General features: G+C 36.8%; 20 protein-coding genes. 13 read left to right on the top strand and 7 right to left on the bottom strand.

Annotated elements, in window-relative coordinates; all coding sequences use genetic code 11:
• Nucleotides 1-71: 71 nt before the first annotated feature.
• Together Q0371_RS01100 and Q0371_RS01095 are read right to left on the bottom strand one after the other, a co-directional pair.
• The gene (locus Q0371_RS01100) at nt 72-596 is read right to left on the bottom strand and encodes a tryptophan transporter (protein WP_298467201.1); all 525 of its coding nucleotides are present in this window, start codon (nt 594-596) and stop codon (nt 72-74) included.
• 111 nt (nt 597-707) lie between these two features.
• Nucleotides 708-1,136, bottom strand: a complete 429-nt coding sequence (locus Q0371_RS01095; RefSeq protein WP_298467197.1) for an HIT family protein — start codon at nt 1,134-1,136, stop codon at nt 708-710.
• Nucleotides 1,137-1,291: 155 nt separating this feature from the next.
• Between Q0371_RS01095 and Q0371_RS01090 the strand changes: the two genes are divergently transcribed.
• Both Q0371_RS01090 and Q0371_RS01085 read left to right on the top strand, forming a co-directional pair.
• The gene (locus tag Q0371_RS01090) at nt 1,292-2,032 is read left to right on the top strand and encodes an ABC transporter ATP-binding protein (RefSeq protein WP_169361379.1); all 741 of its coding nucleotides are present in this window, start codon (nt 1,292-1,294) and stop codon (nt 2,030-2,032) included.
• Complete coding sequence (locus Q0371_RS01085; RefSeq protein ID WP_298467192.1) at nt 2,025-3,221, top strand: ABC transporter permease; 1,197 nt, start codon at nt 2,025-2,027, stop codon at nt 3,219-3,221. The genes Q0371_RS01090 and Q0371_RS01085 overlap by 8 nt, the downstream gene beginning before the upstream one ends.
• A gap of 919 nt (nt 3,222-4,140) precedes the next feature.
• Here the strand turns inward: Q0371_RS01085 and Q0371_RS01080 are convergent.
• Nucleotides 4,141-4,629 (bottom strand): antibiotic biosynthesis monooxygenase, encoded by a 489-nt coding sequence (locus Q0371_RS01080; RefSeq protein WP_298467187.1) that lies wholly within the window; start codon nt 4,627-4,629, stop codon nt 4,141-4,143.
• Between the two features lie 291 nt (nt 4,630-4,920).
• Here Q0371_RS01080 and hemE point away from each other — a divergent pair, with 291 nt between their 5' ends.
• From hemE to Q0371_RS01055, 5 genes are all read left to right on the top strand, one after another.
• On the top strand, nt 4,921-5,973 hold the full coding sequence (gene hemE, locus Q0371_RS01075; protein WP_251556829.1) for a uroporphyrinogen decarboxylase: 1,053 nt from the start codon (nt 4,921-4,923) through the stop codon (nt 5,971-5,973).
• 22 nt (nt 5,974-5,995) lie between these two features.
• Nucleotides 5,996-6,925 carry a ferrochelatase gene (gene hemH / locus Q0371_RS01070; RefSeq protein ID WP_298467181.1) on the top strand — a complete coding sequence of 310 codons (930 nt, stop codon included), beginning with the start codon at nt 5,996-5,998 and terminating at the stop codon, nt 6,923-6,925.
• 98 nt (nt 6,926-7,023) lie between these two features.
• Nucleotides 7,024-7,494, top strand: a complete 471-nt coding sequence (locus tag Q0371_RS01065) for a FixH family protein (protein ID WP_298467178.1) — start codon at nt 7,024-7,026, stop codon at nt 7,492-7,494.
• A gap of 94 nt (nt 7,495-7,588) precedes the next feature.
• Entirely contained in the window at nt 7,589-8,158 is a 570-nt protein-coding gene (locus Q0371_RS01060) for a TetR/AcrR family transcriptional regulator (RefSeq protein WP_298467175.1), read from the top strand.
• Between the two features lie 67 nt (nt 8,159-8,225).
• Nucleotides 8,226-10,415 (top strand): YhgE/Pip domain-containing protein, encoded by a 2,190-nt coding sequence (locus Q0371_RS01055; RefSeq protein WP_298467172.1) that lies wholly within the window; start codon nt 8,226-8,228, stop codon nt 10,413-10,415.
• A gap of 75 nt (nt 10,416-10,490) precedes the next feature.
• Here the strand turns inward: Q0371_RS01055 and Q0371_RS01050 are convergent, their stop codons facing one another.
• Entirely contained in the window at nt 10,491-11,543 is a 1,053-nt protein-coding gene (locus Q0371_RS01050) for an LLM class flavin-dependent oxidoreductase (protein ID WP_298467169.1), read from the bottom strand.
• A 164-nt stretch (nt 11,544-11,707) separates the two neighbouring features.
• On the bottom strand, nt 11,708-11,833 hold the full coding sequence (yhfH, locus tag Q0371_RS01045; RefSeq protein WP_169360268.1) for a protein YhfH: 126 nt from the start codon (nt 11,831-11,833) through the stop codon (nt 11,708-11,710).
• 122 nt (nt 11,834-11,955) lie between these two features.
• Here yhfH and Q0371_RS01040 point away from each other — a divergent pair, with 122 nt between their 5' ends.
• On the top strand, nt 11,956-12,948 hold the full coding sequence (locus Q0371_RS01040; protein WP_298467164.1) for a lipoate--protein ligase: 993 nt from the start codon (nt 11,956-11,958) through the stop codon (nt 12,946-12,948).
• 181 nt (nt 12,949-13,129) lie between these two features.
• Here the strand turns inward: Q0371_RS01040 and Q0371_RS01035 are convergent, their stop codons facing one another.
• Complete coding sequence (locus Q0371_RS01035; protein ID WP_169360266.1) at nt 13,130-13,582, bottom strand: DUF1307 domain-containing protein; 453 nt, start codon at nt 13,580-13,582, stop codon at nt 13,130-13,132.
• A gap of 468 nt (nt 13,583-14,050) precedes the next feature.
• Here Q0371_RS01035 and Q0371_RS01030 point away from each other — a divergent pair, with 468 nt between their 5' ends.
• Nucleotides 14,051-14,602, top strand: a complete 552-nt coding sequence (locus Q0371_RS01030; protein WP_169360265.1) for an excalibur calcium-binding domain-containing protein — start codon at nt 14,051-14,053, stop codon at nt 14,600-14,602.
• A gap of 69 nt (nt 14,603-14,671) precedes the next feature.
• Here the strand turns inward: Q0371_RS01030 and Q0371_RS01025 are convergent, their stop codons facing one another.
• Entirely contained in the window at nt 14,672-14,830 is a 159-nt protein-coding gene (locus Q0371_RS01025) for a hypothetical protein (RefSeq protein ID WP_298467156.1), read from the bottom strand.
• Nucleotides 14,831-15,000: 170 nt separating this feature from the next.
• Between Q0371_RS01025 and Q0371_RS01020 the strand changes: the two genes are divergently transcribed.
• From Q0371_RS01020 to Q0371_RS01005, 4 genes are all read left to right on the top strand, one after another.
• A complete protein-coding gene (locus Q0371_RS01020) occupies nt 15,001-16,800 on the top strand; it encodes an MBL fold metallo-hydrolase (protein ID WP_298467152.1) in 1,800 nt (599 codons plus the stop codon).
• Complete coding sequence (locus tag Q0371_RS01015; RefSeq protein ID WP_298467150.1) at nt 16,787-17,038, top strand: DUF3006 family protein; 252 nt, start codon at nt 16,787-16,789, stop codon at nt 17,036-17,038. The genes Q0371_RS01020 and Q0371_RS01015 overlap by 14 nt, the downstream gene beginning before the upstream one ends.
• Before the next feature lie 239 nt (nt 17,039-17,277).
• On the top strand, nt 17,278-17,649 hold the full coding sequence (locus Q0371_RS01010) for a GntR family transcriptional regulator (protein ID WP_298467147.1): 372 nt from the start codon (nt 17,278-17,280) through the stop codon (nt 17,647-17,649).
• Nucleotides 17,650-17,654: 5 nt separating this feature from the next.
• Nucleotides 17,655-18,530: an ABC transporter ATP-binding protein gene (locus Q0371_RS01005; protein ID WP_298467144.1), complete on the top strand. Its 876-nt coding sequence runs from the start codon at nt 17,655-17,657 to the stop codon at nt 18,528-18,530.
• Nucleotides 18,531-18,892 lie beyond the last annotated feature (362 nt).

Genomic DNA, 18,892 nt, shown 5'->3' with positions numbered 1-18,892 from the left:
TGAGGAACTGCCTCCTCGCATTTCCCCATTTGCCTGTCGGGGCAGACATAGGCGCTTGCGCTTTTCTTGTGTTAAATGGTAAGTGCAGTATTAAAATTAGAGCGTTTCACAAGTTTTACAACAATTGGATAAATGATAAAAAATGCTATGCCATTTATAAGTATTGCTGGTAAAACGACTATTAGGAAGAGTTCTGTAAATACCGCGCCCGCATTAAATATGAAAATAGCGGTGGATAGGAAAACAGTTCCTGATATTAAAGTGCCGACGCAAGTTAAAGCAACTGCTACGGCCAATTTGTTAGCTAATTTGTTTAATAAAATAACTAGACCAAAGAAAACAAATGCAGTGATTGTCTTATCAATTATATTTGGAACAAAGCCACCAGGGAAGGTAGAAAATAATCCTGAAATTATTCCTGTGGAGAACCCTAGTAAAAATACACTTTTGACCTCGGGAAATAATAGTATTCCAATAAACATCATGGTCAACATAAAGTCTGGTTTCATACCCCCGTTAATACCGGGAATAATAATGTAAAGCACTGCTCCTACACCAACTAGTAAAGACATTAGTACAAGATTCTTCGTATTCATTTCTCATCTCTCCTCAACTTTTCTCAGGCTGTTTAGTTCTCCTAACGTATCCTCGTGATCGTTAGCAAGAAACTTATTATTGATTGTAAATCTTTTTCCTTTTAAAAGCAATTAGTTGGCAGATAATTTATTTGACAGTTCTTTTGCCAAGTCCTGAATCATTTCGGATGAATAGGTTTTTTCCTTCGTATTCCAAGTGAGCTTCAGCCCATCGGTTTGATCGTAGCGAGGGATAAAATGCAAATGAAAATGGAAAACGCTTTGTCCGGCAGGGGCACCGTTATTATTTAATAGGTTCATCCCAACAGGTCCAAACGTATCCTTTAATGCAGACGCAATTTTTGGAACTACCTTAAATAAATTGCTAGCCTCTTCTTCGCTTAAGTCATATACATTTTCCTTGTGGGATTTAGGAATGATTAACGTATGTCCCTTTGTCAGAGGCATAATATCCATAAAAGCATACACATGTTCATCCTCATAAATTTTAGCACTAGGGATAGAGCCATCAATTATTTTACAAAAAATACAGTTACTCATGAAAAAACCTCCTATTCATTATTAGGATGAGTTTAACATATAATAGGACAAGTTTGTTTTTCTTTTTAACAATTTGAGAGATAGAAATAAAATGACAGAAGATTTTTAAGGCAGGCTTTGGTAAAATTATAATTAAGAAGAAGTGAGGTGTAGAAATGACTGTACTAGAAGTAAAAAATGTAACAGGTGGATATACAAGAAAGCCTGTATTGCATGATTTGGACTTTTCTATTGGTAAAGGAGAGCTTGTAGGTTTAATCGGGCTGAATGGTGCTGGGAAAAGTACAACGATCAAGCATATTATTGGAACAATGAATGCCGCAAACGGGGAAATTCTACTAAACGGAAAGACGTTAAAGGACGACCCAGCACTATATCGCTCTTCTTTTTCTTATATACCAGAAACGCCGGTATTATATGACGAGTTAACGTTAAATGAACATTTAGAGCTTACGGCTATGGCCTACAATTTGGACAAGGATGTATTTGAGGCAAGAAAAACTTCCCTATTAAAAGAGTTTCGTATGGAAAAACGATTAAACTGGTTTCCAACTCATTTTTCTAAGGGAATGCGTCAAAAAGTGATGATTATGTGTGCATTTTTAGTGAGTCCATCCCTATACATTATTGATGAACCGTTTGTAGGTCTGGACCCTTTAGGTATTCAATCACTACTGGATCAGATGAAAGCAAGAAAGGATGAGGGGGCTTCTGTCCTCATGTCGACACATATTCTATCAACAGCTGAACGATATTGTGATCGCATACTTCTTTTGCATAATGGGAAAATTCGTGCACAAGGAACGATGACGGACTTACGAGCAGCATTTAACATGCCATATGCTACATTAGATGATCTTTACATCGAAATGACAAAGGAACAACAAGATGAATAATTTGCGTGAAGTATGGAGTAAGCGATTTGTCTTCTATATAAATGAGCTTCAGAAATACATGAAATTTATTGTTTCTGGTCATTTGGCTATTGTTATCGTATTTGCGATTGGCGCGCTAGGCTATACGTATAGTGGATGGCTAAACACAGCTCCTAAGGATTTTCCCGCATATTTGGTAGTTGCGTTTATCTTAAGTATCTTAGTTACATTAAGCACACCTGTTACTCTGTTAAAAAATGCAGACAGTGTGTATTTTTTGCCGTTAGAAACAAAGCTAGGGGAATATCTACGACTGGCACTTCGTTGGACCTATTTCTCTTCAATCGTAGTCACCTTGGCTGCATATGTTGTGGCAATTCCTTTACTTACAAGAGTAGCTGGTAGTACAAGAGAAGAAATTATTGCTCTATTGATATTTTTATTAGTATTGAAGTATTGGAGCATCCATACAGAGTTCAACTTCCGATGGGCTGCTAATGGAAGAGGCGTATGGGGAGACCGTTTTCTACGCTTTCTACTTGTATTAGTAGCACTGTATTTCCTATTGAATGGAAGCTATTTATTTGTGATTTTAGTGGCTATTGTACAATTTATTTATACAATGGCATGGGTGAAAAAGAAAAAAGAAGTTCCATTTCCATTTGAACACTTTATTGTAGTTGAGCAATCTCGTATGATGAGATTTTACCGATTTGCTAATTACTTTACCGACGTTCCACATATTCGTGGAGCAACCAAAAGAAGAAAATGGTTGGATGTATTTTATAAGCTGGCGAGATATAGACAAAAAAATACCCAGCTTTACTTAGTTATGAGGACTTTCATCCGAACGAATGACTTTTTCTATTTGTGGCTGCGTTTAACTGGACTTGCGATCATCGGAGCTATATTCATTCCGTTCCCAATCGTATCCATCATATTTGCCGCTGCCCTTTCCTTTGCTACAGTTATTCAGATTAAGCATGCACTATTGTCAGGATATGAATTTAGAATGGATCTTTTGTTTCCTATTGAAAAGGACGCAAGAAAGCAATCAGTTGCGCGTTTGATTAGGATCCTTCAGTTCATTCAAGCAGCGGCTGTTTTGATAGGTGTTCTAATCCAAGGCGGAAATTCTCCCATCACATACTTAGTACCAGTAGCCGTGTTAGTAGTGTCAGAGCTAACTTTGCGAATGAGTAAAATCTAATTGTTGAAAAAACTGCAAATACACTCAAGTAAATTGAGTAGTTTGCAGTTTTTTTATTTGAGAAACAAAGTATGGAGTAAGTAGGTTGGAGTGCCCCATAAAGAGTATGGAAAGAGCCCATAAGTAGGGAGGAAGTGTCCCATAAATCAGGAACAAGCGCCCGTAAAGGTAGTAATCGCCCATAAGCAGGCGGAAAGTGTCCCATAAAGAGTATGGAAAACGCCCATAAACAAGGTGGAAGTGACCCATAAATCAAAGAAAAGAGTCCATAAACGTAGGAATCGCCCATAGGTTGGCGGAAAGTGTCCCATAAAGAGTAAGAAAGCGCCCATAAACAGGTCCGAAGTGACCCATAAATCAAAGAAAAGCGCCCGTAAAGGTGTGAATCGCCCATAGGCAGTCGGAAAGTGTCCCATAAATCAAAGAAAAGCGCCCGTAAAGGTGGGAAACGCCCATAACCAGTCGGAAAGTGTCCCATACACAGCCCATAAGCAGCCCCGAAGCGCCTCATTAATCAAGCATAAATCTTGAATTAGCAAATCGCATCATCTTCTTTGTGGTTGTGTTTTACAAAAATAGGAATCATTAATTTAATTTTTGTACATATTAAAATTAAGAGAGATTGGGACATAATTAGTCTCACTTTTGGGTGCTTGGAATAGTTTTGATATTTACTAAATATAGAGGGAAACACTAGTTGTTCATAGCGAAAGCGGCGACTCCTAGGGGACAAGCGCGTGGGAGAGACTACAGGCTAAGGCAACGTGCCCCCAGGAAAGCGTCCGCTGAAGCGGAGAACAACGATGATGAAGTGGCAAAAAAAGCCCTGAAAATTTACAAACAGTAAAATTTCCAGGGCTTTTGAATTTCTAAGGTGGGTTTTTCCCAGCCTCTAGTGTTTCTTTATTAATCTCTATTATTATTCCTCTTTTGTTTTCGAACGATAGGTCGATATATAAGGGGCGCTTGTAAATAACTGTTGCTTATCTGCGACACTGGTGAAGTCTAGTGCAACAGACTTTTCCCAAATCCCATAGCTATTAGGTCCATTCCATTCTGATAAGATAATATAAGTATCTGATTTTAAAGGTTTTAAAACGCGTAAAGCTATGAAGCCTGGTTCAGATTCAACAGTTGGAGACAGGTTTGTATATTGATGTTCAAATATTGGTTTACCTTCATCTGATACGGGGATGTGGTGAAGGACAAAATATCCATTCTCATTAAAACTGCCTCGAGATTCTAAAATTTCATAAATACGAGGGACTTGAAAGACAGTTTTACCAGTCGTTTCATGAATGAGAACTGAATTTCCCGTCCCATGTAAAATGTATATATTTTCATTGGGATGTTTATCTTTTATGGACTGCATAAACTCAGGCGTTCCGGACGTCATATATAATTTCATTAAACTTCCTCCAGTATATTTATATTTTGTATTTATATTTTCCCCTAATTTGCAAATTTAAAAACAACCTTTTTTCAGGATGGTTTGAAATCAGGACAAATTTATGACAATTCCCGTTTATAACTATACATTAATTCAAGAAACGTCTATAGTTGAAGCGTATATTGGAAACGGAATGTAATCGTTATCAAAGGCAATTCAAAAGATTTTCTTCAGGCATTGTAGTAAAGTATTATCATGTAATGTATTTAGGTATAAAATAACATGTTCATAAGAAGGGCAGGAAATGAAATGACTACTTTTAACGACACACTTTTACGTGCAGCGCGCGGTGAGAAAGTGGAACATACACCTGTATGGTATATGAGGCAAGCGGGAAGATCGCAACCAGAATATAGAAAAATTAAAGAAAAATATTCTTTAGAACAAATTACCCACGAGCCAGAGCTTTGTGCGTATGTAACACGTCTACCAGTAGAAAACTACAATGTAGATGCGGCTATTCTTTATAAAGACATTGTAACTCCACTTGTAGGAATCGGAGTAGACGTAAAAATAAAATCTGGTGTTGGACCAGTCATTTCAAATCCAATACGTACCGTACAAGATGTGGAAAAACTAGGAGAATTCTCTCCAGAAGACCACGTACCATTTGTTTTAGATACTATCAAATTATTAACGACAGAACAATTAAATGTTCCACTAATTGGTTTTGCAGGTGCTCCATTCACATTAGCAAGCTACATGATTGAGGGCGGACCATCTAGAAGCTATAACAAAACGAAATCATTTATGGTATCTGAGCCACAAGCATGGTTTGCTTTAATGGACAAGCTTGCTGATATGATTGTTATTTACATAAAAGCTCAAGTTAAAGCTGGAGCTAAGGCCATCCAAATTTTTGACTCTTGGGTTGGTGCATTAAATGTAGAAGATTATCGTATTTTCATCAAGCCTATTATGACACGCATCTTTTCTGAGTTGCGTGAAACCGGTGTTCCGTTAATCACTTTTGGTGTAGGAGCTAGCCACCTGGCAATGGAGTGGCATGATCTACCTGTAGATGTAGTAGGTATCGATTGGCGCCTATCCATTGAGGAAGCTCGTGCAAAAGGATTAACTAAACCACTAATGGGTAACTTGGATCCATCTTATTTAATTGGGGATTGGGCAGAAATTGAGAAACGTGCAAAATTGATTATTGAACAAGGTGTAGCTCACCCTAGTCATATTTTCAATCTAGGTCACGGCGTGTTCCCAGAAGTTGATCCGGATGTTTTAAAACGCTTAACTTCGTTTATCCATGATTATAGTAGAGAACTTATTGCAGCGAAATCTAACTAAAATAACTTTTGAGGTGACAAAAATGAAGAAAACAATGGGATTATTAGTAATGGCATATGGAACTCCATATGAAGAAGCGGATATTGAACGTTACTATACGCATATTCGTCATGGTCGTAAACCAAGCGAAGAACAATTAGAGGATTTAACTGGTCGCTATAAAGCAATTGGAGGAATTTCTCCGCTAGCTAAAATCACAGAAAACCAAGCAAAAGGTCTTTGCGAACGTTTAAATGAAGTACAAGATGACATTGAGTTTAAGTTATATATTGGCTTAAAGCATATTGAACCTTTCTTAGAGGATGCAGTGGCAGAAATGCATAAGGATGGAATCACGGAAGCCGTTTCCATCGTGTTGGCTCCACATTTCTCAACGTTCTCTGTTAAATCATATAATGGACGTATCAAAGAAGAGGCTGAAAAACTAGGCAACCTTAAAATAACTTCAGTAGAAAGCTGGTATACAGAGCCGAAATTCATTCAATACTGGAGCGAGAAAGTAAGCGAGGCTTTTGCTAATATGTCGGAAGAGCAACGTGAAAAAGCTTGTTTAGTTGTTTCTGCTCACTCTTTACCTGAAAAAATTAAAACTTTGGGAGATCCATATGAGGATCAACTAAAAGAAACAGCAGATTTAATCGCTGAGGCTGCTGGTGTAAAAAATTATGCAGTAGGCTGGCAAAGTGCTGGTCAAACTCCTGAACCATGGATTGGACCAGATGTACAAGACTTGACTCATGATTTACACAAAGAAAAAGGCTACACAACATTCGTTTATACTCCAGTAGGATTTGTTTCAGAGCATTTAGAAGTTCTTTACGATAACGATTACGAATGTAAAGTGGTTTGTGATGAAATCGGTGCTACTTATGTGCGTCCTGCTATGCCAAACGACCAGCCTCAATTTATTGATGCTATGGCGGACGTAGTGATGAAGCATTTAAAAGCTTAACAAACTGATTGCTAGAATGCTCTAAAAGTTATTGGCTTTTAGAGTATTTTTAGTAAGCATATGGAGTTTTACATTACCATTCTGGGAGGATTTTTCGAATGAAAAAGGTCATTATCTCACTAGCACTACTTGTAGCTTTAACATTGGTAGGCTGTGGTGAAAAGGAAGAAACACATTCAAGTACTAGTCATCAAGGAACATTAGAAGAGGTTATGGTAGAGATTCAAACACCTAAAGAGTTACCTATTAACGAAGATATCAAGCTTTCCGCTAAAGTTACTCAAAATGGGGAAGCAGTAAATGATGCAAATTCTGTAGAGTTCGAGGTATGGGAATCAGGACTTCGTGACGAAGGACATATGGTAGAGGGTAAGCTTACAGAGGATGGTGTGTATGAAGCTGACTTTACTTTTGAACATGACGGAGTTTATTATATGTTTGCTCATACAACCGCAAGAGATATGCACGTAATGCCTAAACAAGAGCTTACAGTAGGTACACCAAATATGAGTAAAGTGTTACCTGATGATAGTGATAACTCGATGGATCATATGAGTGAAAAACATTAAATTTTACTTGCGTAAATAAACAATAGAGAGTATTATAATGACTAGTTGACCGAAATGGTTTTCTAGTCATTTTTTTATGAGGAGGGATAACCAAATGGACCGCAAACAGGAAATTTTAATGGCTGCCAATAAATCCTTTTCTCTTTTCGGATATAAAGCAACAACTATGGAGCAAATAGCCAAGATTGCAAATGTAGGAAAAGGAACTATATATAATTTCTTTGAAAACAAAGAAGTCTTGTTCCAAGAAATTGTCCTTCATATGATTGAAGAAATGAAACTGGAAGCTGTTAATGTCATTATAGAAGATGCTCCATTTCAGCAAAATGCTCATGCAGCGCTTATGAAGATGCTAGAGTTCCGTGAAACACATCAATTGTATGCAAAAATAATTGATGAGGAAAAACAATGGAAAACTCCTGCAGTAAAGCATGTCATTGGCCAAGTCGAGCAAGCTATTGTTTCGTTCATATGTGAGAAAATCAATAAATATGTTAAAAAGGGAGAAATCCGACAGGTAAATGCAGAGCTTGTAGCATATTTATTATTAAAGGCTTATGTTGCATTCGTAAATGATTGGAACTTAACCCACGATGATTCATTATCTGAAGAAGATATTGCTAACTTCTTTCAGGATACAATTTTTCGAAGTCTCGCAATTTGAGACTCATTTTTTTAGTCAAAAGTGACTAAATGAACATATCGGTCATATAGTATTAGGAGGAATCGACATGATAAAATCGGAATGGAAAGGTATTTTTAAAAACAAAAAATTATTGATTTCAATAATTGCAGTTTTATTTATTCCAGTGATGTATGCTGGGATGTTCTTATGGGCTTTCTGGGATCCGTATGCTAATTTAAGTGATCTACCTGTAGCAGTTGTTAACTCCGACGAAGGAGCAGAGTACAACGGAACGGAGCTCTCCCTAGGTAAGGAGTTAACAGATAAGCTACGAGAAAGTGGCCAATTTAAATTTGTATCTGTATCTGAAAAAGAGGCAGATGCCGGTTTATTAAACCAAGATTATTATTTATTAATTGAGATTCCAGAAAACTTCTCTGAACATGCAACGACTTTATTAGATGAGAAGCCAGAAAAAATGGTCATCACTTATAAAGCAAATGAAGGATTTAATTTCTTATCATCGCAAATAGGTGAAACAGCAATGGATCGTATTCGTGCAGAAGTGAATGAGCAAGTATCAGCAACTTATGCTGAACAGCTTTTTGATTCGATTACGAAGCTAGGTGATGGATTTGCGGAAGCCTCTGATGGGGCAGGGCAGCTAAAAGATGGCGTAGCTGAAGTTAATAATGGTGCCTCTAACCTAAAAGGCTACTTAGAACAATTAGCTAGTAGCACGATTGAGCTGAGTGATGGTACTAATAAGGTAGTTGATGGTATTAATACAGCTGCTACGGGATCTAAGGATTTAAATGAAGGTCTGGGAACACTTGCGGATGGTTCTTCTCAGCTTACAAATGGCGTTAGTCAAACGGCTGAAGGGGCCGCAGCTTTAAATAGTGGTATTAAAGAGTACACAGCTGGTGTAGATAAACTAAATGAAAGCTATCAATTACTTAGCGAAAAGGAAAAAGGCCTGCTAGATTCCTTGGCTAAGCTTCAAGCGAGTAGCTCCAAATTGAATGAAAGTACAAACCAACTGGCTCAAGGCTCTGCTAATGTAACAGCTGGTATCCAAGCCTTATCTCAACAATTAGGTCAGTTAACAGCTGCTTTACCTCCAGAACAGTCGGCTGCTATTACAGAGACATTAAAGCAACTAGAAGCTGGTAGTACCTCAGTTTCCTCAGGCTTAGAACAATTAGCTGGTGGAACTCAGGATTTAACTACTGGTACTTCTCAAATAGTAAGTGGAGCAGAACAGCTGAGTGGAGGTTACTCACAAGCAAAGCAGGGTGTTTCTCAATTAGCATCATCTTCAGCAGCATTAGTAGAAGGTTCATCTAATCTTGCTGGTGGTACGACTATCCTAAATGAAAAAATGAACGAATTCAACGCTGGAATCAGTCAGGCGTATGCTGGATCCTCCAGCCTTGTGAATGGCTTGAACGAGCTAGCTAACGGCTCATCTCAATTGAAAGAGGGTACTGGTACACTTGCTACGAAATCAGGTGAATTAGCAGATGGTTCTACTAAACTAGTAGAAGGTACACAATTATTGGCAGATGGAACGGAAACCTTGCAATCTAGCTTAAAAGAAGCAAGTGAGCAGGCAGGCGAAGTAACACCATCTGAATCTACTTACGAAATGGTCGCTTCCCCTGTAGATGTTAATGTCGTAGGGGTCAATGAGGTACCTAACTATGGAACAGGCTTCACACCTTATTTCTTATCACTTGGGTTATTTGTCGGTGCATTGTTAATTTCAATTGTCTTCCCATTTGTTCAACCAGCGATTGCTCCAACAAGTGGGGCCAAATGGTTTGCTAGTAAAATAACGGTTTTAAGTGTGGTAGGAATTATCCAATCGCTGTTTGTAGTTGCGGTTGCACTATTTGTCTTAAAGCTTGAAACTCAAAGTGTAGGACTGTTCATCCTTTCTGCAGTCATTACAAGCTTCACATACTTAGCATTAGTACAGCTGCTTGTTTCGATTTTAGGTGATCCAGGAAGATTTGTTGCAATTATTGTCCTAATTCTGCAACTCACAACAAGTGCTGGTACATTCCCATTAGAACTAATACCAGCACCGTTGCAATTCTTTAATAAATTGTTACCGATGACTTACTCAGTCCAAAGCTTTAAAGCATCTATTTCTACAGGTGATTTAAGTCATTTCTGGTTTAATAATAGCTTCTTACTTGGCGTAATGGTAGTGTGCTTAGTAATAACATTCGGATACTTTATGTTATTGTTTACAAAACGCTATTCTAAACAAACAAAAGAAGCTTAATATAAAATTATTAAAGCTCCTCACATTTTACGAAAAGTAAAATGTGAGGAGCTTTATTTTGTACATATTGTTCCGTTAGACTTCCTGTTTTTCCTTTTTCAATTTTTCTACTAGAGGCATCACTTGCTCTGCAAACCGCTTCATTTCCGTGTGCTGAGGGGAAAACTGAAGGATTAACAGATTTACTCCAGCTTCCTCAAACGAAATAATTTTTTTAGCAAGTTGTTCCGGTGTGCCTATTAAGTCTGGCCGTAATCCTCGGTTGGAAACGGAATAATCCTTAAGCTGCACCTCCACGTTAAGATGAGATTTGCTAACAAAATCCTTGTAGCCCTCATAACCAGGAGAACCTTCTTTCACTTCCGTAATGCGAGCAAGTTCTTGTTGAACTTCCTCCTCGGTATCTCGACAAATGATATAGGCAGACATCCCAAACGTTTCTAATGGTTTTTCCCCAAGCGATTGGCGTCTATTTTTCATATCATTAATTTTTTCAGCAATTTCCTCGACTGTGCCGCCATGCATAACATAGGAGTCACAAGTTTTAGCAATTGTTTGCTTCCCAGCTTCACTTTCTCCACCAGCATATAGGGGGATATGCTGTTTCATTGGCTTCGGAGACAAGTAGGTGTTTTCATATTGATAGAACTGGCCAGTATAAGTAAAAGGTGTTTCTTTCCATAATCCTTTTAAGATGTGGATAAACTCCTCTGTCCGTGCATACCGTTCATCATGTGCTGTAAAGATACCTCCATATTGTCTTGCTTCCCCTTCCCACCATGCAGATACAACATTGAGAGAAAAACGTCCGTTGCTGATGTGATCTATATTTGCTGCTGCTTTTGCCGTTAACGCAGGATTATGGAAGCCAGGTCGAATCGCAGTTAAAATTTCTATGCGTTTCGTGACGGCTGCGATAGCCGCAGCAGTTGACCATGCATCTAAAGAGGGACTCTCCAATCCTTTAATATCATTAAGATTTAATTCCGCTATTAAAGTTAAATCGTAACCCCAGTCTTCCGCATTTTGTGCTAGCTTTTTTACATATTCAAACGTTGCAGGCATATCCTCATCTGTTACATTGCGTAACCATCCACCGAATACAGGCAACCAAAATCCATACTTCATTATGGATCCTCCCTTTTAATTTTATTAATTCTGAAAATAATTATTATTAATCCTATCATAATACTTGGTTATTAACAATAAATCATTTATGGTTAAACTCATTCATCCATATACGCAAAAAAACCAGCTAGGAAGGGGAGCTTCTAGCTGGTAATTTTAAAGAATTATAGGTTGTTGCATTTATCACAGTGGTTCCCATAGCATTCATGTTGCTCTTCAATTGGCTCGCCGCATGTTACGCATTTCTTTTTGGGCAGGTTACGGAAAAATTCTAATACGTTTTCTAACATATATATTCCACCTCCATCTGTTATATAACTGTTTCGATTGAATTCATTGTAATATAACACAGAATGTTTTGTCAACACTTTCTATAGATTTTTGCTAAAATAGGAATAAAGGAGTGATACCCATGTTTTTTATTGATAATAAAGGAATTACGGATCCACGCATTAACTTAGCTATTGAAGAATATGCTCTCAATACTATGGATGTAGAGAAGGATTCATTTCTTCTGTTTTACATAAATCAGCCATCAATCATTATAGGGAGAAATCAAAACACAATTGAAGAAATTAATACAGATTTTGTAGAGCAAAACGGTATTATCCCAGTACGTCGCCTTTCTGGTGGAGGAGCAGTTTATCATGATCTTGGTAATTTAAATTTCAGCTTCTTGACGAAGGACGATGGAGATAGCTTCCGTAACTTTAAAAAGTTTACCCAACCAGTTGTAGACGCTTTAAAGAAAATGGGAGTAGATGCAGAGCTATCTGGAAGAAATGATATATTAGCTGGAGGAAAAAAAATCTCTGGTAATGCTCAGTTCTCCACTCGTGGAAGAATGTTCAGTCACGGTACACTAATGTTCGATACTGAAATCGATGCCGTTGTTTCTGCATTAAAAGTTAAAAAAGACAAAATTGAGTCAAAAGGAATTAAATCCATTCGTAGTCGTGTTACAAATATAGTAGATCTACTGGACAAGCCGATGACGATAGAGGAATTCCGCTTAGCGATACTTTCTTCTATTTTTGGAGGGGAAGACAAGGTTCAATATAGGGAACTAACGGAAGAAGACTGGGCTAATATCCACAAGCTATCTGAAGAGCGTTATCAGAAATGGGAGTGGAACTATGGAAAATCGCCTAAATCTAATATCCAGCATTCCCACCGATTCCCTACGGGCAGTGTAGACGTTCGTCTGGAAGTGAACAAGGGAGTAATAGAAGAGGTTAAATTTTTCGGAGACTTCTTTGGAGTAGGAGAAGTGGAAGAGGTTGAAGTGCTGCTTGTAGGCAAAAATTATAGCAAGGAAGCCATTGAACAAGCTCTAGAATCAGTAGACGTACCAAAATACTTTGGTGGGATAACGAAAGAGGAATTGATCCAGCTAATGTACTGATTAATTGTTCGAATAGTACCGGGTAAACAGTCCATATCTAAATGGGCTGTTTTTTTTTGTTTAAAAGGCACATCAAAGACCCGTTTAGGGAGGACTTCGATGATACCTTTTACTTTTTTTATATCTGAAATAAGTAAGATAAAAAAACGCACCTGGAGGATCCAAATGCGTTCATCATTCATTATTTTACTTCCTTAAAGCCTTGACTAACTAGCATATCAGCTGATTTTTCCATACTAATTCCATTTTTTTTAGGGTCTTCGCTAAAGGTCATACCTGGCAGGTCCATAATTTCATCAAAGTCGACAGCCTCATAATCTATTACTAAGGATTCGATTGCCTTGGTATCATCATACTCAAGTTTATGTGTTATTCCATCAATGTTTTGGAATTGTTCGGTCATAGGCTCAAAAAGTTCTTTCGCCTGTTCTTTCGATTCAATACCAGCTAGTTCATACTCGATAACATTTTCTGTTGTTTGCTTTGTAACTTTATCACCTTTAGCCGTGTACTCTAACGTTGTTGCAATGCCATTCTGCTCAGCCTCAAACGTTCTAGTTGTTTCATCTTCACCACATGCTGTCAGAAATACAGCCAAAACTACTAACGTAATAAATCCGATTAATTTTTTCATTATTAAACTCCTTGTCATTTGTTATTTTAATATAGTCGTATAGGTGCATTACATTAAACCTTCACATTTTGATGAGAGGTTTCCTCTATATACAACATACAACTCCAACCTCCTAAACTCAGCAATAGGTCATTAAATAAAAATCAACCCTTTCTACTAATTTATTAGCAAAATGATTTCAAAACAAAAAGCCCCTGTATAAGTCACGTATTTTCATAACTTCGGCAAATCGGTACTACTAATATTATGGAATAACTACATGATTGATCTTTTTTATGTAAATAAAGAGGATCTTAATTTTGCTGAATAACATATAAGTTTTCAAAGTGACGTTTGTATTGTACAAGGGGTAATAACTGTCATTTTGATGAAATCTTTTCGCTAATGAAACTTTTACCCGTTTTTACCATTTATTAAACATAAAGTGGTAAAATATATAAGAAAAGTAATTGTAGTAGGAGTGAGGAAATGAAAAAGAAGTCAGAGAAGCTGTTAATAGCAATGATATTGATGTTTAGTTTTGTTTTTGTGAATGGGACAAGCATGGAAGCTGCAAGTATAGTCATGTGGGGGAAAACAGAACTGAAGCTAGGTCAAATTGGTAAAGCGACTATAGTAAAAGATTCTACTTTAGTGAAGATAGGGGAGGACGGATCCCTTCAAACAATAAGAAAGCTGAATCAAGGCGATGAATATCGTGTATATAGCTATAAAAGTACACACAATGGATTATATGGGGTTGGTGGGGGATCTTATATTCAAAAAAACAATAATGTCCTATACGAAACTCCTTCCAAATCAAAATTAGCTCTTTTAGAGAATCCGCCGAAGACTTCTGTCCCGACAAAACCTGCAAAATCAGAAAACGGTAATGGTATAGAGGTTGTACCCGGTGCTCCTACAAAATTTCAAAACTGTAAGGAGTTAAACAAGGTATATCCACAAGGAGTAAAAAAAGGGCATCCTGCTTATGCGTCAAAGCATGACAGAGATAAGGATAACTGGGCATGTGAAAGATAATATGAGTACTAAATTTAATGGTGTTTCCTAAGGGAATACCATTTTTTTGTTGTTTAGAATTATAAAATTCTAAAACCTGTGGATAATTTGATGTCTAGCTCCACCGCCTTGCCCCTCGAGGTCAAATGGTAAAAGCTGCGGTGACTGAGGAACTGCCTCCTCGCTTTTCTCCATTTGCCTGTCGGGGCAGGTATAGGCGCTTGCGCTTTTCTTGGTGTCTAGCTCCACCGCCTTGCCCCTCGGGTCAAATGGATAAAAGCTGCTCCTGCGCAAGCTCGTCGCAAACAAGAGCGTTTGTGGTGGCTGAGGAACTGCCTCCTCGCTTTTCATGTTTCAATAAACTTCCATCGACATATTTTTATTATTTTTGTAGGATAATAATATATGGAAGGAAGTTGATGATTTTGTTTAATAAGTTGATGAAAATGTTTATAGTATTACTTTTATTTGTAGGTCTAGGTTTCTCTAATCAATTAACTGCTGAGGCCGCTCCAGTTATGTGGGGGAAAACAGAGCTTAAGCTAGGACAAATAGGTAAGGTTACTATATTAAAAGAGACGAAACTCGTAAAAATGGAAAACGGTACTTTAAAAGAAGTACGTAAATTAACAAAAGGTGAAGAGTTCCGGGTCTATAGTTATAAAAGCGAACATAGCGGTCTCTACGGTGTAGGCGGCGGAAGCTTTATACAAAAAGATACTTCTAAAGTGAAATATGAAACACCATCAAAAAGTAAGTTAGCATTACTAGAACAGCAAACTACTTCCCCAAGCAATGCAACAAAAGTTATGTGGGGAAAAACAGAGCTGAAAAAAGGACAAATAGGTAAGGTTACGATATTAGGGGACACACGATTAGTTAAGTTAGAGAATGGTTCACTATCAACCGTACGTAATTTGAAAAAGGGCGAAGAATTCCGTGTGTATACATATAAGAGCGAGCAAGGTGGCTTATATGGTGTAGGTGGCGGAAGCTATATACAAAAAAGCACAAAAGTTAAGTATGAAACACCATCTAAATCAAAGCTAGCTCAATTAGAAGCTTTATCTGCTAAAGAAATGAAGGTACATTTCATTGATGTTGGTCAAGGAGATTCGATATTAATCCAGTCGCCTAACGGAAAAAGTATGTTAATTGACGGTGGTGGAAAGTCCAAAGATGATCCAGTTCTTAATTTCCTTAAGGCTCAAGGTATTTCAAAGCTAGATTATGTAGTAGCTACACACCCTGATGAAGATCATATCGGTGGACTAATATCGGTTCTAAAATCTAATATTAAAATTGGTACATTTATAGATAGTGGTAAAGTGCATACTTCTAATACTTACAAAGAAATGATACAGTTAATCACTAATGATAACTCCATTATTTTTAAAACCGCGAAAAAAGGTGAAGTAATCTCATTTGATGGTTTGTTGTTTAATGTACTTCATGCAGATGCAAATGCAAGTGACAATAATGACGCATCTATCGTATTAAAGCTAACTTACAATCAAGTTTCCTTCCTTTTAACGGGTGATGCAGATACAGGAATAGAATCAGAGATGATGAGTAAATATAATGTGAAATCTACTATTTTAAAAGCTGGTCACCACGGATCAGATACTAGTAGCTCTGCTGCGTTTATTAATGCTGTGAAGCCAGCGGTTACAATTCTTTCCTATGGGGAAAGTAATTCATATGGTCATCCTAATAAAACAATAGTAAATCGTTTATCGTCATCTGGTTCAAAAATATACCATACTGCTATTTCAGGTACAATAACTGTTAAAACAAATGGAACAACCTATTCAGTTGACGGTAAAACCTATACAGCAACAGGGACAACTACTGGAACAACAGGATCAGGAACAACGGCGGGGACTGGAACCGTCGCTAAACCAACTACTCCCGTGTCTAATGGAAAAGTTGTCATCAAAAGCAAGAACTTACAAACTGAAGAAGTGGTATTGGAGAATATAGGTACAACAACGGTTGATCTTAAAAATTGGGTTATAGTATCAGTAGAAGGCAATCAGCGTTTTACTTTACCAACATACTCTCTGAAAGCCAACCAAAAAGTAACCTTAACAAGTGGATCTAAAGGAAAAACTGGTACTGGATATATTAAAATATCAGGAGCTCAAGTTTGGAACAATTCAGGAGACCCTGCACAACTATTAAATCCTCAGGGAGTGAAGGTAAGTGAGCTTAAGTAAAAAATATACACTTGATCGTATTGAAGAAGGTATGTATGTTTTTTTAGAAGCACCAGAAGAATTGCAACAATTGATACTACCAATTTCGACTTTTGATATTACTTTAAACGAAGGAGAAATTGTGAATATCACAACAACGGATGAAGGATATCAGCTGGAAGTTTTAAAGGAAGAGACACTAGCAAGACGCAAGGAAATTAGTGCATTATTAGAAGATCTAATAAATAGAAATAAATAAAATGAAATCCCATTCCAATTTGGAGTGGGATTTTTTATAATGCTAGACGTTAAGTGACTGGGCTAAAGAAATCGGTAGTTGTATAGTATATAGTGAATATATATAATATATAAAGAGGTATGGACTGATGAATATATTAAGTTAATTGATAAAGATAAAAATTTATTTTAACTATATTTCGAAAATATTTTCGAGGGGTTTACGATAGATACACACATGGATGTAAAGGAGGTATCTGCATGCAAATCATTATATCTAACAGTTCAAAGGAACCGATTTATGAACAGATTTTCAAACAAATTCAGACTAAAATCTTGTCAGGTGAGTTAAAAGAAGGAACCGCTTTACCTTCCATTAGACAATTGGCCAAAGATTTAAGAGTCAGTGTGATTACTACAAAACGAGCATATGAAGAATTAGAAAAGGCAGGCTTCATATATTTAATTGTTGGAAAAGGTTCATTTATAGCGGAGCAAAATTTAGATGTTATTCGAGAGAAAAAATTACGTGTAATTGAAGAACAATTAAGTGCGGTTATCTCCAACAGTAAAGAATCAGGGTTATCTTATGAAGAATTACAAGATTTATTAAAGCTGCTGTACGAGGAGTGAGAGGAATGGGAAATGTAATAGAGTTCCAGGGGGTTTCTAAAAAATTTGAGACATTAACTATCGACAATGTAGATTTACAGATAAAAGAAGGATACACAACAGGATTTATTGGTCCGAATGGATCTGGTAAATCGACGATGATCAAGTTAATGATGAATCTTTTACAGCCGGATAAGGGAAAGGTAAGTGTATTTGGACAAAATTATGCCAGCCATGAGAAAGAAATTAAAAACCGTATAGGCTTCGTATATGACAGCAATATATTTTATCAATCCCTTAATTTAAAAGAAATTAGTAAAATAGTTGCTCCCGCTTATAAAGCATGGGATGATCAACAATTTAATCAGTATGTTAATCAATTTGAGTTACCTCTAAATAAATCTCTTAAAAATTTTTCTAAAGGTATGAAAATGAAAGCTTCTATAGCTATTGCCTTATCTCATCATGCTGAATTAATTATTATGGATGAGCCGACATCAGGATTAGATCCTACGTTTCGCAGAGAGTTGCTAGACATTTTTCAAGGAATTATGGTAAATGAGGGAAGGAGTATATTTTTTTCAACGCATACGACAAGCGATTTAGAACGTTTTGCTGATTATATTGTATTAGTTGATAAAGGGAAAATTCTTCTTAACCAACGCATAGATGAGTTACAGGAACGATATGTCGTTGTAAAAGGAAGCACGGATTTACTAGACCGAGATACAGAAGCGCATTTCATTGACATAGAACGTTCTCAAGGAGTATTTCAAGCTTTGTCAAAAGATGCAGAAGAAGTACAAAAAGTCTTTGAGGATCATGTCGTGATAGAGAAAGCCTCTTTAGATGAAATTATGTATTATATGAAATCTGCCCAAAGAAGCAAGGTAAATAGTTAAATTTATAAATGACCGCGAAAAAGCGTCCGAGATATGAACATAAACCAATTCTAAATGCATATAATTTTCTTTTTAACGTTCGTGTTCTTCTGTAAAAATAGGAAATATGAAAATGAGTTTAAAAGATAATGTTTTAAAGACTTTAATAATATATTAAGGTCTTTTTTTAGCTTTGTTAAAGTTATTGGTTGATTTTTACTAACAACTCTTTTTATAGCGACTGTAAATATAAAAGGAACATTCAAATCGCTATTAAGAACATAAATAGATGATGAAATTGGGGGTGGTGACAGTTTTTCAACTTTGCTTATGCGAGTAAATTGATTAGCGCTTTATCGATCCTAAAGCTGTTCCCATTTATT

The sequence above is a fragment of the uncultured Psychrobacillus sp. genome (assembly GCF_938022135.1).
Classification (GTDB): Bacteria; Bacillota; Bacilli; order Bacillales_A; family Planococcaceae; genus Psychrobacillus.
Note: the sequence above shows the minus strand (reverse complement) of the source record. Positions and strands in the feature narration are given on the sequence as shown.

Bases quoted from the DNA above. Each gene is read 5' to 3' on its own strand.
- Q0371_RS01050 (WP_298467169.1), bottom strand. From the start codon at position 11,543: ATGAAGTATGGATTTTGGTTGCCTGTATTCGGTGGATGGTTACGCAAT.
- Q0371_RS01080 (WP_298467187.1), bottom strand. From the start codon at position 4,629: ATGAAATTATATATGACGTCCGGAACGCCTGAGTTTATGCAGTCCATA.
- Q0371_RS01040 (WP_298467164.1), top strand. From the start codon at position 11,956: ATGTTTTTTATTGATAATAAAGGAATTACGGATCCACGCATTAACTTA.
- Q0371_RS01100 (WP_298467201.1), bottom strand. From the start codon at position 596: ATGAATACGAAGAATCTTGTACTAATGTCTTTACTAGTTGGTGTAGGA.
- Q0371_RS01085 (WP_298467192.1), top strand. From the start codon at position 2,025: ATGAATAATTTGCGTGAAGTATGGAGTAAGCGATTTGTCTTCTATATA.
- Q0371_RS01005 (WP_298467144.1), top strand. From the start codon at position 17,655: ATGGGAAATGTAATAGAGTTCCAGGGGGTTTCTAAAAAATTTGAGACA.
- Q0371_RS01095 (WP_298467197.1), bottom strand. From the start codon at position 1,136: ATGAGTAACTGTATTTTTTGTAAAATAATTGATGGCTCTATCCCTAGT.
- Q0371_RS01020 (WP_298467152.1), top strand. From the start codon at position 15,001: ATGATTTTGTTTAATAAGTTGATGAAAATGTTTATAGTATTACTTTTA.
- Q0371_RS01060 (WP_298467175.1), top strand. From the start codon at position 7,589: ATGGACCGCAAACAGGAAATTTTAATGGCTGCCAATAAATCCTTTTCT.
- Q0371_RS01035 (WP_169360266.1), bottom strand. From the start codon at position 13,582: ATGAAAAAATTAATCGGATTTATTACGTTAGTAGTTTTGGCTGTATTT.
- Q0371_RS01010 (WP_298467147.1), top strand. From the start codon at position 17,278: ATGCAAATCATTATATCTAACAGTTCAAAGGAACCGATTTATGAACAG.
- Q0371_RS01055 (WP_298467172.1), top strand. From the start codon at position 8,226: ATGATAAAATCGGAATGGAAAGGTATTTTTAAAAACAAAAAATTATTG.
- Q0371_RS01065 (WP_298467178.1), top strand. From the start codon at position 7,024: ATGAAAAAGGTCATTATCTCACTAGCACTACTTGTAGCTTTAACATTG.
- hemE (WP_251556829.1), top strand. From the start codon at position 4,921: ATGACTACTTTTAACGACACACTTTTACGTGCAGCGCGCGGTGAGAAA.
- Q0371_RS01090 (WP_169361379.1), top strand. From the start codon at position 1,292: ATGACTGTACTAGAAGTAAAAAATGTAACAGGTGGATATACAAGAAAG.
- Q0371_RS01030 (WP_169360265.1), top strand. From the start codon at position 14,051: ATGAAAAAGAAGTCAGAGAAGCTGTTAATAGCAATGATATTGATGTTT.
- yhfH (WP_169360268.1), bottom strand. From the start codon at position 11,833: ATGTTAGAAAACGTATTAGAATTTTTCCGTAACCTGCCCAAAAAGAAA.
- hemH (WP_298467181.1), top strand. From the start codon at position 5,996: ATGAAGAAAACAATGGGATTATTAGTAATGGCATATGGAACTCCATAT.